General features: G+C 70.6%; 14 protein-coding genes. 7 read left to right on the top strand and 7 right to left on the bottom strand.

Annotated features, from left to right (window positions below; translation table 11 throughout):
* Positions 1 to 55: 55 nt before the first annotated feature.
* Both AQI70_RS03330 and AQI70_RS03325 read left to right on the top strand, forming a co-directional pair.
* Positions 56 to 745: a hypothetical protein gene (locus tag AQI70_RS03330; protein WP_062143804.1), complete on the top strand. Its 690-nt coding sequence runs from the start codon at positions 56 to 58 to the stop codon at positions 743 to 745.
* Between the two features lie 5 nt (positions 746 to 750).
* Entirely contained in the window at positions 751 to 1,191 is a 441-nt protein-coding gene (locus tag AQI70_RS03325) for a hypothetical protein (protein WP_374195848.1), read from the top strand.
* A gap of 50 nt (positions 1,192 to 1,241) precedes the next feature.
* On the opposite strand, the gene AQI70_RS03320 is transcribed toward AQI70_RS03325, so the two are convergent.
* Positions 1,242 to 1,655, bottom strand: coding sequence for a DnaJ family domain-containing protein (locus AQI70_RS03320; protein ID WP_004001614.1), 414 nt, complete (start codon positions 1,653 to 1,655; stop codon positions 1,242 to 1,244).
* 98 nt (positions 1,656 to 1,753) lie between these two features.
* Between AQI70_RS03320 and AQI70_RS03315 the strand changes: the two genes are divergently transcribed.
* Positions 1,754 to 2,146, top strand: a complete 393-nt coding sequence (locus tag AQI70_RS03315; RefSeq protein ID WP_062143797.1) for an FHA domain-containing protein — start codon at positions 1,754 to 1,756, stop codon at positions 2,144 to 2,146.
* A 12-nt stretch (positions 2,147 to 2,158) separates the two neighbouring features.
* On the opposite strand, the gene AQI70_RS03310 is transcribed toward AQI70_RS03315, so the two are convergent.
* Together AQI70_RS03310 and AQI70_RS03305 are read right to left on the bottom strand one after the other, a co-directional pair.
* Positions 2,159 to 2,830 carry an O-methyltransferase gene (locus AQI70_RS03310; protein ID WP_004001616.1) on the bottom strand — a complete coding sequence of 224 codons (672 nt, stop codon included), beginning with the start codon at positions 2,828 to 2,830 and terminating at the stop codon, positions 2,159 to 2,161.
* A gap of 113 nt (positions 2,831 to 2,943) precedes the next feature.
* Positions 2,944 to 4,122 carry a DUF2330 domain-containing protein gene (locus AQI70_RS03305; protein WP_062143793.1) on the bottom strand — a complete coding sequence of 393 codons (1,179 nt, stop codon included), beginning with the start codon at positions 4,120 to 4,122 and terminating at the stop codon, positions 2,944 to 2,946.
* Between the two features lie 351 nt (positions 4,123 to 4,473).
* Here AQI70_RS03305 and AQI70_RS03300 point away from each other — a divergent pair, with 351 nt between their 5' ends.
* Positions 4,474 to 6,546, top strand: coding sequence for a bifunctional glycosyltransferase 87/phosphatase PAP2 family protein (locus AQI70_RS03300; protein ID WP_062143791.1), 2,073 nt, complete (start codon positions 4,474 to 4,476; stop codon positions 6,544 to 6,546).
* Here the strand turns inward: AQI70_RS03300 and AQI70_RS03295 are convergent.
* Positions 6,500 to 8,137, bottom strand: a complete 1,638-nt coding sequence (locus AQI70_RS03295) for a hypothetical protein (protein ID WP_062143788.1) — start codon at positions 8,135 to 8,137, stop codon at positions 6,500 to 6,502. The two genes, AQI70_RS03300 and AQI70_RS03295, sit on opposite strands and share 47 nt — an antisense overlap.
* A 96-nt stretch (positions 8,138 to 8,233) precedes the next feature.
* Positions 8,234 to 8,650 (bottom strand): ATP-binding protein, encoded by a 417-nt coding sequence (locus AQI70_RS03290; RefSeq protein ID WP_062143785.1) that lies wholly within the window; start codon positions 8,648 to 8,650, stop codon positions 8,234 to 8,236.
* Between the two features lie 92 nt (positions 8,651 to 8,742).
* Here AQI70_RS03290 and AQI70_RS03285 point away from each other — a divergent pair, with 92 nt between their 5' ends.
* Entirely contained in the window at positions 8,743 to 9,591 is an 849-nt protein-coding gene (locus AQI70_RS03285; protein ID WP_062143782.1) for a helix-turn-helix domain-containing protein, read from the top strand.
* The gene (locus tag AQI70_RS36985) at positions 9,551 to 9,826 is read left to right on the top strand and encodes a DUF397 domain-containing protein (protein ID WP_079051125.1); all 276 of its coding nucleotides are present in this window, start codon (positions 9,551 to 9,553) and stop codon (positions 9,824 to 9,826) included. The genes AQI70_RS03285 and AQI70_RS36985 overlap by 41 nt, the downstream gene beginning before the upstream one ends.
* Here the strand turns inward: AQI70_RS36985 and AQI70_RS03280 are convergent.
* The gene (locus tag AQI70_RS03280) at positions 9,810 to 10,979 is read right to left on the bottom strand and encodes a steroid 3-ketoacyl-CoA thiolase (RefSeq protein WP_062143779.1); all 1,170 of its coding nucleotides are present in this window, start codon (positions 10,977 to 10,979) and stop codon (positions 9,810 to 9,812) included. The genes AQI70_RS36985 and AQI70_RS03280 overlap by 17 nt on opposite strands.
* A 192-nt stretch (positions 10,980 to 11,171) precedes the next feature.
* Here AQI70_RS03280 and AQI70_RS03275 point away from each other — a divergent pair, with 192 nt between their 5' ends.
* The gene (locus AQI70_RS03275) at positions 11,172 to 12,407 is read left to right on the top strand and encodes a cytochrome P450 (protein ID WP_062143776.1); all 1,236 of its coding nucleotides are present in this window, start codon (positions 11,172 to 11,174) and stop codon (positions 12,405 to 12,407) included.
* 107 nt (positions 12,408 to 12,514) lie between these two features.
* Here AQI70_RS03275 and AQI70_RS03270 read toward each other — a convergent pair whose 3' ends face one another.
* The gene (locus AQI70_RS03270; RefSeq protein ID WP_062143774.1) at positions 12,515 to 12,931 is read right to left on the bottom strand and encodes an aggregation-promoting factor C-terminal-like domain-containing protein; all 417 of its coding nucleotides are present in this window, start codon (positions 12,929 to 12,931) and stop codon (positions 12,515 to 12,517) included.
* Positions 12,932 to 13,235: the final 304 nt, after the last annotated feature.

Below are 13,235 nucleotides of genomic sequence, written 5' to 3'. Positions count from 1 at the left end.
TATGCGTCGTGGGCCCGGCCCGTTTGAGGAACGGCCTGGGGGCAACCCGGCAGACATGTCCACAGGTGTGATCGTTCTGATCGTGATTGCGGCGGTCGTCGTCGTGCTCGGCGCGGCCGTCCTGGCCCTGCGCGCTCGAGGTGCGCGGGGCAGCCGGGGTCTGAAGCGGCGCTTCGGGCCCGAATACGAGCGGGTGGTGGCCCGGCACGACGGGGACATCAAGGCGGCCGAGCGGGAACTCGCCCAGCGGGTGGAGCGGCATGGCGGGCTGCGGGAGCGGCCGCTGGAGCCGGTCGAGCTGGAGCGGTTCGAGGCCCGCTGGACGGCGGCCCAGGAGCGCTTCGTCGAGTCGCCCAAGCAGGCCGTCGACGAGGCGGACCGGCTGCTCGCCGAGCTGGCGCAGGCGCGGGGCTTCCCGGACGGTTCGCGGTACGAGGAGCAGCTCGCCGCCCTGTCCGTGCACCACGCGGATCATGTGCACGGCTACCGGCATGTGCACCGCGTCGCCCATGCGCACGTGGGCGGCGGACAGGAAGGCGGCGGGCCCGGTACGGAGGAGATGCGCGAGGCCATGATCGAGGCCCGGACCCTGTTCGAGGACCTGACGGCCCCGGTCGGGCAGCACCGCGGGGTCACCCGGGAGCCCCACCACAAGGACGACGGTGGGCGGACCCACGCCCGCACCGACGGCCACCGCGGCCATCTGCCATGGACGTTCACAGGACGTCATGCGAAGGGGAGTTGAGGCACATGACCGACGCGACGACCGGCAGGGGTATGGAACACGAGCCGGCACCGGGCGGGCCCACGGTCGCGCCCACCGGCGGTACGGAGCACGGCGGCACTGAGTCGCGCGTCACCACGCCGGGCGGCATCACCACGGAGACGGGGCACGAGGCGGCTCCGCTCTTCCCGCACGACGAGTCCGACAAGTTCGAGCTGCAGCTCCAGCACGCGGTCTCCGGGTTCGTCGACGGCCCCCGGGCCGCCGTCGAGGAGGCCGACCACGTCCTGGAGGAGCTCACCGGCCGCCTGACCGAGGCGGTGGCCCAGCGCCGCCGTACGCTGCGCGGGTCCTGGCAGTCCATGGACGTGGCCGAGGACAAGCCCGGGTCGTCCACCGAGACCGAGCAGCTGCGGCTCGCCCTGCGCGACTACCGCGAACTGGCGGAACGTCTCCTACACGTCTGACACATCCGACACGTCTGACGCGTCTGACGCGTCTGACGCGTTCGACACTCTCAGCCGTCCGCCGCCGCCCGGCGCTCCCGCCATTGCCGTACGACCTCTTCCACGTCGTACGGCCTTCGGCCCAGGGGAGGGCCGGGCGGCGGCTTGAGCAGCATGTCGCGGATCTTGGCGTTGACGTCCGTGATGATCTTCCGGACGATCCGCTCCGACGGTGCCGCGTAGGCCGCCGTCAGCGCGTCCTCCGCCTCCTTGCGCAGGGCCAGGCCCGGGGGCAGGACCGACAGGCCCTCGCGGGCCATCTTGCGTCTGACCCACCACAGTTCGTCGTACGGGGCTTCCAGGTCGGTCGGCAGCGGCTGTCCCGCGCCGGGCAGTCTGTCGAACTCGCCGCGCGCCTGCGCGTCGTGGATCTGCTTGTCGACCCAGGACTCGAACGGGACGCCGGGAGGCTTTCGCTCGGTCATGACTCCATTGTGCCGGACGCGGTGGTGCCGGGCGATTTATCATGCGGCCTCGGTGGCCAAAACGGCTGCCGTACAAGGACGTTTCAGGAGGAGCGCACGTGCTCGAACTCACCATGGCCGCCGTGTCCGCGGCGGACGAGGGTGCCACGGCCGGCATGCTCATGGCCGACGCGCCCAGCGAGGCGGGCGCCGTGCTGCGGGTGGGCCGGGACAAGTCGGTGTGCCGGCTCGCGACGCCGGACGACTGGCTGTTCGTCTCGCGGGTCCACCTGGAGTTCCTGTGCGGCCCGGACGGCGGCTGGCAGGTGACCTGGCTGCGCGGCTCGCAGGCCGACCCGTCCTCCGAGGTGCGGATGACGGTGGGGGAGTACGTCCAGCCGATCGCCTACGGCGGGACGGTGCCGCTGCCGAGGGGCGGCAGCGGTGAGATCGTCGTGCAGGACCGCACCGCACCCCGCAGCGTGAACGTCGGCTTCTACCACGAGGGCTGAGCCGCGGCAGGGCTACGCCAGCACGCGCGCCAGCGCGAAGCCGTCGTAGCCCTTGCCGCCCACCGTCTGGATCGCCGTGCCGCTCAACCTCGGGTGCTTGCCGATCAGTTCGATGGCTTCGCGGGTGCCCCGGACGTCCGGCGCGGTGCTCTCCGCGTCGACGACCCGGCCGCCGCGCACCACGTTGTCGACGACGATGAGGCTGCCGGTGCTCGTCAGCCGCAGGGCCCAGTCGACGTAGTGCGGGTTGTTCGCCTTGTCGGCGTCGATGAAGACCAGGTCGAAGGGGGCCGGGTTCTCGTCGGCCAGCTTGGGCAGCGAGTCCAGCGCCGCGCCGACCCGCACCTCGACGATCTTGTCCAGGCCGGCGCGCGCGATATTGCGGGTGGCGACCTCGGCGTGCTTGGCGCTGTACTCCAGCGAGATCAGCCGGCCGTCGGCCGGCAGGGCGCGGGCCAGCCAGATGGTGCTGTAGCCGCCCAGGGTGCCGATCTCCAGGATGGTGCGGGCGCCCTGGATCTCGGCGAGGAGCTGTAGGAGCTTGCCCTGGGGCCGGCTGACGGCGATCGACGGCAGCCCGGCCGCCTCGCTGTCCCGCAGGGCCGCTTGGAGGACGTCGTCGTCGGGTGAGAGGTGGGCGGAGAAGTACTCGTCGACGTCGTCCCAGAGCTGCGACTCGCTCATCGCCTTACCTTTCGTATGGCTAGTTAGAAGCGCTAAGTAGAAGTGCTAAGTAGATGTGCTAACGAATATAGTCGTGTGCCCCTTTCCCTTTCGGGAATTCCAGGATGGTGGATTCAGCCGATCGGCGCAGACGGCTGTGCGGGCCGCGCCGACGGAGGCGGAGGCGGAGGCGGAGGCGCCTCGGGCCGCCGGGACCGGCGTACGGCGAGCAGGACCGCCGTGGCCGCGGCCAGCGTGGACCCGCCGGTCACCGTCAGCAGCCACGCCGGGACACCGGCCACCGTGCGCAGCCGGTCCTCGTGGATCACCTGCTGGAAGGTGTCGTCGGCCGCCGCCCGGCGCAGTACGTGGTCGCCGGAGATCCGTTCGGGGTACGGGAACTCCTGGCCGATCGCCGTGAGGAACGGTGTCCCGGCCGCCAGTTCCGCCAGCGGGCCGGACTTCTCGGCCACCCGGCCGGCGTAGGTGACGCGGGGGCGTTCGCCGCCGATCCGGGAGGACGGTTCCATGCGGTGCGCGGCCAGGACGTACAGGCCCAGGGACTGGGGGGTGTCGGCGAGGCGGGACAGGCGCATCGGGTAGACCGGCTCGTCGGCGCGGAAGGTGAGGTGCAGCGGGTCCAGGATGCCGGTCAGCGGCACGCCCGGGCTCCGCGGGGCCGGCTTGACGGCGACGTACTCCCAGCGCCGGTCGACGTACGGCCGAAGTGCCCCCTCCAGACGGGGCGGCAGGGTGAAGCCGTTGCTGTCCAGCCAGCGGTCGAGGGCGTCCGGGTCGGTGGCCGTCAGCCGGGCTACGTCGAAGGGGCCGAGCCGCTGGCGGCCGACGACACCGACGGGAGGTCCGCCGACCCAGGGCGGGCGCGGGCCGCGCGCGGTGTCGCCGCCGGTCACCAGGGGCCAGTCGCCGTCCCGGGGCCAGAAGTGGTGGCGGTCGCGGTGCACGGGGGCCGTGACGTCGTGCAGCTCCTCGAAGAGCTCGGGGTCGCCGAGCCGGACCGTCGCCCGCCGCGGCACCGGCATGATCCACGCGACCCGCTCGGCGTCCCCGCCGACGGTCAGCCGCATCACCACGTCCTCCCGCACCCCGTCCCAGCGCACGACGGACTCCTCCCGCCCGACACTCACCCGCCCCGCGCCCCCCGCCACCATGGCCCCACACCCACAGGCCCACGCCGGCGCGACGAGACTGCCGGCCTGGAGGGCCAGGAGGGTGAGGAGAACGGCGAGGACGCGGCGGCGGGCGGGCGCCGGAGTCAGGTGCGGCGAGCCTGATCGCAGGAAGCCCAGCATTCCCCCGTGCCCCTCCACGCCCGTCCGTCGGTCGTCGGCAGGCTTCAGACGGTACGGCCGGAGGGGTGGTTCCGTCTCGGCGGCCCCTCGGGTGGAGCAGAGTGCGGGGAAATGCCGTGTACGTGTGCGCGGCCGTGGAAAGGGCTGGTCCGCCGGGTGATGTGCCGCGGATTCAGCGGAGGCGGGGCAGGCGACCGCCGACTATCGTCATCCGGACAAAAGGAGAGCGGACGTCAGGTGAACGGGGGGTTGCCTGCGTCTCTCCCCTGGATGCTGCGAGCCGCATAGGGTTCGTAGGGATTCCTCACCCAGGGACGTGCGGGACGGGACGGGGCGGGAGGCCGACCAGGCGTGGCGAATGCGGAGCACGGTGGGCGACCGGCGGAAGCGCTCGGCGCCACGGCCGTCGGCACGGTCCAGGCACGCCTGCGCGTGGCGCGGCTCGGGCTGTGGCTCATCGCCGCGGTGCTCGGCGTACGGCAGGTGGCCGTCGTCCTCGGTACCCCGCGCGGGGAACGGCTGACGGATCTGGAGACCTGGGTCGGCCCGGACGGCGTCCTGCACGTGGAGGGCTCGCTCTACGACTCGACGCGGTTCACCGGGACGCCGTTCGGCGGGCTCGTCCTCAAGCCGCTGACGCGCGCCGCCGAGCAGGCCCTCGGCTGGGGCTGGACCTTCGGCACCCTCCTGCTCGTCGTCGCCCTCGGCCTGGTCGCCGCCCGTGCCCTGCCCCAACCGGTGAGCAGAAGGACCTCCCTGCTCGCCGCGCCGGTCGCCATCAGCCTGCTCATGCTGTCGCTGCCGGTGCGCAACACACTCTACCTCGGCCAGACCAGCATCATCCCGGTGCTGCTCGTCCTGCTCGGCTGCTTCGCCGTCCGGGGCGTGCGCACCAGCGGCGTGCTCATCGGCCTCGCCGCCGCGTTCCAGCCGACCCTGCTGCTGTTCACCCCGCTGCTGTGGTTCACCGGCCGCCGCCGGGCCGCGGCCTGCGCGGGGACCACGTTCGCCGCCTGCACGGTGCTCGCCTGGGCGGCGATGCCCCATGACTCGTACACCTACTGGGTCCACCACCTGGCCGGCGTCGGCCTCGGCGGACGCGCCGACGACCTCGGCAACCAGTCCCTGCACGGCGCCCTGCTCCGGCTCGGGCTGACCGGCCCCCTGGAGATCGCCCTCTTCCTCCTTCTGGGCGCCGCCGTCGCCGTCCTCGCCGTGCGCCGCGCCGTGCGCTACGCCCACGACGGACAGCTCCTCCTCGCCGTCGCGATCACCGGCTGTGCGGCGATCGTCGTGTCCCCCACCGCTTGGCAGCACCAACTGCTGTGGGTGTTGCTCGCCGTCGTCGGCCAGGTCGGCAAACGGGCCTCCGACCGCTATGTGTGGCCGGTCGCCGTCGTCCTGGTGATGACGCTGCCCGCGAAGATGATGGTGCCGGACAAGGTGATCTTCCATCCCCTCCGTGCCGACCTCGTCCTTCTGGCCGCGCTCGCCACGGCCGCCGTGGTGCCGTTCCTGTCGCGCACGTCGCCGTACTGGCAGACGCCCATCCCGACCCGGTACGCCGACCCGGTCCCCTCCCGCCTCCGGCGCATCCCGCTGGTGCCGTTCCTGCGCCGGGTGATCAGCCGCCCCAACCTGCTCTTCGAGCTCCTGCTCATCCGGGTCACCTACTACGCCTACGCCCAGATCCGCCTCGCCGCGGCCGGCGGCTCCAACTCGGCCGGCCGGGTCACCGCCGAGGAGCACGGCGAGGAGATCCACTCCGTCGAACGCGCCCTGCACATCGACATCGAGTACTGGGTCAACCACGCCGTGGTGAAGATCGACTGGCTGCGGGAGTTCTTCGACTTCTACTACACGTCGTTCCACTTCGGCGTCCCGCTCGCCATACTCGGCGTCCTCTACTGGCGCCGCCCCGTCGACTACCGCTGGGCCCGCTCCGGGATCGGTTTCGCCACGGTGTTCGCCCTGATCGGCTTCTGGTTGTATCCGCTGGCCCCGCCCCGTCTGATGCCGGGCCTCGGCGTCATCGACACGGTCCACGGCCCGCAGGACTTCTCGAAACCCGACTACGGCACCCTCACCGAACTCACCAACCAGTACGCGGCGATGCCGTCCCTGCACTTCGGCTGGTCGCTGTGGTGCGGCCTGGTCATCCTCGTCCTCGCCCCCAGGTGGTGGATGAAGGCCCTGGGCCTGCTGCACCCGTTCTTCACGGTCACCGCGATCGTCGTCACCGGCAACCACTGGGTGCTGGACGCGGTCGGCGGCGCGCTGGTCGTCGGCGCGGGCTTCGGGATGACGTACCTGCTCCAGGGGCCGCGCGCCAGGACGGTGACGGCCCGGGCGAAGGCCCGGACACACGGGGAACCGGTCAGCAGCGACCCTCCGGCTCCGGTGAAGGACCGTACTCCGAGCTGAGCCGGTACGCGCCGGGGGCGTCGACGGTGAGCCGCGTGAACTCGCCCTGCCGGGTGAGGCACCCGCCGCCGTCCACCCGCAGCCACGGCGAGTAGGCGATCCGCACCGTGGCCGAGCCGGGACGTGCCATGCGTACGACGACGTCGGCGCTGGACGTCGACACGACGCTCGCCGGTCCGGACACGAGCGGCACGGCATCGCGCACGCGATAGACCCGCCAGTGCGTGTCCTGCCACACGGGCTCCAGCCAGTCGGGCCGATGGTCCCGCACCAGCCGCGCCTCCTCCTTGGCGTACCCGTCGGGCTTGCCCAGCGGCAGCACGACGAACCCGACGGCCCAGCGGTCCAGCCACGCCCGGTAGGTGGCGGCCGAGAAGGACCCGTCGTAGAACAGCCGCGCCCGCTCCATGTCGAGCTGCCGGTTCCAGCCGCGGGCCATGTTGACGTGCGGGGCGAGCCCACTGGCCTCGCGGTGGTTGCGGGCCGGGACGACCTCGACGCGGGTGCGGTCGGCGCCGAGGCGGTCGAGCGCGCGGACCACGCCCTGGGTCTCGGCGGCCCACGCGGGCACGGTCGTGGAGACGCGGAGATCAGCGGCGGTCTTGAAGCCGACCCAGCCGAGGGAGAAGACCAGGGCGCCGACGAGCAGGTTGCGGCGGACCTTGGTGAGACGGGGCCGGGCCAGCAGCACGGCCAGCAGGGCGGCGGGCGCGAACAGCTCGGCGAAGCGCTCGACGTTGGTGCCGACGGGGGAGGCCACGAGGTACGTCAGGACCGTCCCGGCCGCGTAGACGACACCGCTCCAGCGGGCGACGCGCCAGCTGCGGGGGGCGAGGAAGGTGACCGCCAGGCCCAGGAAGAAGGGCGGCCAGATCCGGCCGGCGAACATCAGCTGCTCGCCCTTGAAGGGGAACAGGAGGGCGATCGTGCCGACGGTGACGGCGGGCGGGAGGAGGAGGGTGAGGGCGCGGCGCCAGTCGCGGGTGAGGAGGAAGGCGGCACCGACGACGGCGAGGAACAGTCCGGCCACCGGGCTGGCCATGGTCGCGAGGGCGGCGTATGCGGCGGCGAGGACGATCCGTCGGCCACGGTTGAGCATCAGACACGCGGCCAGCCCGAACGCGACGCCGAGGGCGAAGGTGGTACGGCCGGAGGCCACGTTGCACCACAGGGCGAGGGAGGCGAGGAGGGCGGGGCCGAGAGGTCTTCGGAGGCCTTCCGCACGGGTGATGAGGACGGCCGCCAGCCAGGTGGCGGCGAGGCCGGAGACGACCGTGACGGCGCGCACGCCGAAGGCGGCCATCAAGTAGGGGGAGATCAGGCTGTAGTTGGCGGTGTGCGTGCCGCCGTACCAGAAGAGGTTGTAGGCCGAGTCGCCGTGCCGCGCCGCGAACCCGGCCCAGGCGTACTGGGCGGCCAGATCACCGCCGCCGGTGGCGAGGAAGGCCCACCAGAGCGCGTAGAGGGGGACGGCCGGGAGGGTGGCCGACAGCGGGATCCGGTGACGGGTCCAGAACCTGCGCAGCCACAGCTTCTGCGAGGACGGCGCCTGCTGCGGGGGTCTGGTGAGGATGAGTTCGGCTGGGGCCACGTGTTCGTAGACGTGGAATCGAGTGGAGACGTTCAGCGGATCGAGCAGGCCGCCACGAGGATTTTGTGCCATAGCTGATCACATGAGCACAGAACGTCACACCCGGCACTCGAACCAGACCGTTTTGCCACCCCTGCGCATGGCATCCACGCCCCACTTGTCGACCGACGCCTCCAGCAGGACGAGTCCGCGCCCGTTCTCCGCGTCCGGTCGCAACTCCTCCGGGCAGAGCGGAAGTTGCGCGCAGCCGTCCGTCACCTCGACCCGCACCCCGGCCGTCTGCCGCAGGATCAGCACCTCACACCGCCGGTCCGGGACATGCCGTACGACATTGGCGACCAGCTCGGTCAGGGCCAGCTCCACGGCGTCGGTCAGTTCGGCCAGCTCCCACTCGTCGAGCAGCGAGCGCGCGATGCTGCGGATGTGGCGGGCCGAGTGCGCGCCGGCGGTGAGGCGAAGCCGGTACTGGGCGCGGAAGGGGGCCAGGTAGGTGGGGGGAATGTATCCGTTCACGCTACGAGGGTGACCTCGTGCGACTACGCTGGGCTACCGAACGGACACAACAGGTCCCGAAGTGGGCCGAGTTGCGAGAGAGGGGCCGCTGCGTGACCCACATCAACACCCTCGACCCGGGCGCCTCGCCCCTCGACTACTACGGCTTCGAGCTGAGGCGGTACCGCGAGTCCGCGGGGCTCACGCAGAAGCAGCTCGGGGGCATCGTCTACTGCACCGGTTCGCTGGTCGGCCAGATCGAGACGGCCCGGAAACTGCCGACGTTGCAGTTCAGCGAGCGGGCGGATGTGGCGTTGGGGACGGGTGGGTTGCTGTCCCGGCTGCATGAGCTGGTGATGCGTAGTCAACTTCCGGCCTGGTTTCAGCAAGTCGCTGAGCTGGAGGCGCGGGCCACTGAAATTTGTACCTTCCAGATGGGCATGGTGCACGGCTTGCTCCAGACCCCTGCCTACGCCCGTGCTGTGCTCGGCGCACTGGACCAGACCGACCTCGACGATCGCACCGCCGTACGGCTCGCTCGCCAGCGCATCTTTGAGAAGGAGGAGCCGCCGGTCTTCTGGACGATCCTCAGCGAGGCCGCGCTGTATCAGGAGATCGGCGGGCCTGACACCATGCGGGGACAACTCGCCCATCTTTTGGCCTTCGAGGGCAACCCCCGGGTCAACATCCAGGTGCTGCCGTTTTCGGTCGGAGCTCACGCAGGGCTGACAGGCTCATTCAACCTCTACCGCTTTGCGAGCGACCCGGACATTGTCTACATGGAGGGCTACGGGAGCGGGCACCCAACCGCAAACCCGGACACCGTCAAGAACTGCTCGCTCCGTTACGATCATCTTCAGGCCGCCGCCCTCTCCCTCAGGGACTCGGCGGAGCTGATCCGACGCGTGATGGAGGAACGCTATGGAGAGCAACGCGATCGCGACGGGGACTCGGTGGCGTAAGTCCAGCTACAGCAGCGACCAAGGCGGCGATTGCGTCGAATGCGCACCGCTTGGGCCTCTGGCCTGGCGCAAGTCTTCGCACAGCGGCGACCAGGGCGGCGAATGCGTAGAGATTGCCGAAACCCCCCACACCACCATCGCCATCCGCGACTCGAAGAACCCGGCGGGACCGATCCTCACCCTCGCCCCCGCCGCGTTCAATGCGTTCGTGGGTTGGACTACAGCCGCTGAATGATCGTGCCGGTGGCCAAGCCGCCCCCCGCGCACATCGTCACCAGCGCGAACTCCTTGTCCGCCCGCTCCAGTTCATGAAGTGCGGTCGTGATCAGCCGGGCTCCGGTGGCCCCCACCGGGTGCCCGAGCGCGATCGCGCCACCGTTCACATTCACCTTCTCCAGGTCCTGTTCGAAGACCTGCGCCCAGCTCAACACCACGGACGCGAAGGCCTCGTTGATCTCGACGAGGTCGATGTCCTTCAGGGACATCCCGGCCTTTCCCAGCACCGCGCGCGTCGCGTCGATCGGCCCGTCGAGGTGGAAGTGCGGGTCGGCCCCCACCAGCGCCTGCGCCACGATCCGCGCCCTCGGCCTCAGCTTCAGCGCACGCGCCATCCGCTTGGACGCCCACATGATGGCCGCCGCCCCGTCGCTGATCTGCGACGAGTTGCCCGCCGTGTGGACGGCCGTCGGCATGATGGGCTTGAGGCCCGCGAGGGCCTCCAGGGACGTGTCGCGCAGGCCCTCGTCCTTGTCCACGAGGCGCCACATGCCCTGCCCGGCGCGCTGCTCGTCCTCGGTGGTCGGGACCTGGACGGCGAACGTCTCCCGCTTGAAGCGCTCCTCGGCCCACGCGGCGGCGGCCCGTTCCTGGGAGGCGAGCCCCAGTGAGTCGACGTCGTCCCTGGTCAGTCCCCGATGACGAGCGATCCGCTCCGCCGCCTCGAACTGGTTGGGCAGATCGACGTTCCATTCGTCCGGGAACGGCTTCCCGGGCCCGTGCCTGGACCCCGATCCCAGCGGCACCCGGGACATCGCCTCGACGCCACAGCTGATCCCGACGTCGATGACGCCCGCCGCGATCATGTTGGCCGTCATGTGCGACGCCTGCTGTGAGGACCCGCACTGGCAGTCGACGGTCGTCGCCGCCGTCTCGTACGGCAGACCCATGGTCAGCCAGGCCGTGCGCGCGGGGTTCATGGACTGTTCGCCGGCGTGGGTCACCGTGCCGCCGACGATCTGCTCGACGCAGTCGGCGGGGATGCCGGTGCGGCCCAGGAGTTCGCGGTACGTCTCGCCCAGGAGATAGGCGGGGTGGAGGTTGGCGAGCGCGCCGCCGCGCTTGCCGATGGGGGTGCGTACGGCTTCGACGATCACGGGTTCGGCAGCCATGGGTGCGGATCCTCTCCGAGGCTCTGCGGAACTAGTACGCGTTCTAGTTCTGTGTGCAGTGTGCTGACGGAGGCTCGCTGACCGCAAGAGTTGTGCGGGCAATTGGGGAGCCCATGCCTCTTGCTAGTTGTAGAACCCGTTACTACGGTCGCGGAAATCCCTCTTAGCTGATGGACCGTCAGGAGCTGCCTCATGCCCTGTCCCGCGCTTCCCGACGGGTTCGACTTCACCGACCCCGATGTGCTGCACCACCGCGTGCCCCTCCCGGAGTTCGCCGAGCTGCGCCGGGCCGAGCCGGTCCGCTGGATCCCGCAGTCGGGCAACGTGGCCGGGTTCCAGGACGAGGGCTACTGGGCGGTGACCCGGCACGCGGACGTCAAGTACGTGTCGACGCACCCGGAGTTGTTCTCGTCCTCCCTGAACACCGCGATCATCCGCTTCAACGAGCACATCGAGCGCGACGCCATCGACGCCCAGCGGCTGATCCTGCTGAACATGGACCCGCCCGAGCACACCCGGGTCCGCCAGATAGTGCAGCGCGTCTTCACCCCGCGTGCCATACGCGCCCTGGAGGAACGCCTGCGGACGCGGGCGCGCGCCATAGCCGCGCACGCCCGGGACCGCTCCGGCCCCTTCGACTTCGTCACCGAGGTCGCCTGTGAACTGCCACTCCAGGCCATCGCCGAGCTCATCGGCATCCCGCAGGACGACCGGGCCAAGATCTTCGACTGGTCCAACAAGATGATCGCGTACGACGATCCCGAGTACGCCATCACCGAGGAGGTCGGGAAGGAGTCGGCCACCGAGCTCATCGCCTACGCGATGAACATGGCCGCCGACCGGAAGGAGTGCCCGGCGAAGGACATCGTCACGACGCTGGTGGCGGCCGAGGGCGAGGGCAGTCTGCGTTCGGACGAGTTCGGGTTCTTCGTGCTGATGCTGGCCGTGGCGGGCAACGAGACCACCCGCAACGCCATCACCCACGGCATGCACGCCTTCCTCACCCACCCCGAGCAGTGGGAGCTGTACAAGAGGGAGCGCCCCGCGACGGCGGCGGAGGAGATCGTCCGCTGGGCGACCCCGGTGGTCTCCTTCCAGCGCACGGCGACACAGGACACCGAGCTGGGCGGCAAGCAGATCAGGAAGGGCGACCGGGTCGGCATCTTCTACGCCTCGGCCAACCACGACCCCGAGGTCTTCGGGAACCCGGACGTCTTCGACATAACCCGGGACCCCAATCCACACCTGGGCTTCGGCGGAGGCGGTCCCCACTACTGCCTCGGCAAGTCCCTGGCGGTCCTGGAGATCGACCTCATCTTCAACGCCGTGGCCGACGCCATGCCCGACCTGCGGCTGGTGGGCGACCCGCGCCGGCTGCGCTCCGCGTGGATCAACGGCGTGAAGGAGCTCCAGGTCGGCACCGGCTGACCCGTCCCGGGCGAGGCCCGCACGCAGGCGAAGGCGGCGACCCCGGGGATCAGGGGGTCGCCGCCTTCGGTCTGCTGGGCGGGGTCGGCTCAGTACCGGCCGGTGGCTCAGTACCAGCCGTTCGCCTGCCAGAAGTTCCAGGCGCCGCACGGGCTGCCGTAGCGGTCCTTCATGTAGTCCAGGCCCCACTCGATCTGGGTGGCCGGGTTGGTCTTCCAGTCGGAGCCGGCGGAGGCCATCTTGTTGCCCGGGAGGGCCTGGACGAGGCCGTAGGCGCCGCTGGAGGTGTTCGTGGCGGTGACGTTCCAGTCGCTCTCGTGGTCGACGATCTTCGAGAAGCACTGGTACTGGGCCGAGTCCGAGATCATCTTCTTCGCGAGCGACTGCGCCGAGGAGGCCTGGGTCGTCGCGGCCTGCGCGGGGGCGGCGGCGAACAGCGTGCCGGCGGTGGCGGCGGCCAGGGCGGCACCGGCGAGGGCCTTCTTCGGGGCGGAGGTGCGGCGGAAGAGAGAAACGACGGACACGGGGAACCTTTCGTCGGGGGCGGTGGGCCGCGGGCATGCCGGAACCACGCGGTGCGAGGCGGGGGCATGCGTCGGCGCCGCGGCCCTGAGGGCACGTCGGCGCCGTGCGACGTCGTCCAGAGAAGCAGGCCGGAACGGCGTCCGCAATGAGTGCTTTTGCTAGTTGTCGTCGTATGCGGGGGGAAGGTCGTTTGTGTGACCTGGCTCTCAATGTGCAGGTCAGTGGGCATTATGATGCGTACATGGCATCCGATTTGTCCGACTAAAGAGGATCGTAGGTGATGTGGGTCATGTGGGCCGGTTC

This window comes from Streptomyces curacoi, assembly GCF_001513975.1.
GTDB lineage: Bacteria > Actinomycetota > Actinomycetes > Streptomycetales > Streptomycetaceae > Streptomyces > Streptomyces curacoi.
The sequence above is the reverse complement of the archived record's forward strand: the minus strand, read 5'-3'. Positions and strand labels throughout refer to the sequence as shown.

Coding starts and splice junctions, on each gene's coding strand:
- AQI70_RS03330 (WP_062143804.1), top strand. CDS start 56: ATGTCCACAGGTGTGATCGTTCTGATCGTGATTGCGGCGGTCGTCGTC.
- AQI70_RS03325 (WP_374195848.1), top strand. CDS start 751: ATGACCGACGCGACGACCGGCAGGGGTATGGAACACGAGCCGGCACCG.
- AQI70_RS03320 (WP_004001614.1), bottom strand. CDS start 1,655: ATGACCGAGCGAAAGCCTCCCGGCGTCCCGTTCGAGTCCTGGGTCGAC.
- AQI70_RS03310 (WP_004001616.1), bottom strand. CDS start 2,830: ATGAGCGAGTCGCAGCTCTGGGACGACGTCGACGAGTACTTCTCCGCC.
- AQI70_RS03305 (WP_062143793.1), bottom strand. CDS start 4,122: ATGCTGGGCTTCCTGCGATCAGGCTCGCCGCACCTGACTCCGGCGCCC.
- AQI70_RS36985 (WP_079051125.1), top strand. CDS start 9,551: ATGGAGAGCAACGCGATCGCGACGGGGACTCGGTGGCGTAAGTCCAGC.
- AQI70_RS03280 (WP_062143779.1), bottom strand. CDS start 10,979: ATGGCTGCCGAACCCGTGATCGTCGAAGCCGTACGCACCCCCATCGGC.
- AQI70_RS03275 (WP_062143776.1), top strand. CDS start 11,172: ATGCCCTGTCCCGCGCTTCCCGACGGGTTCGACTTCACCGACCCCGAT.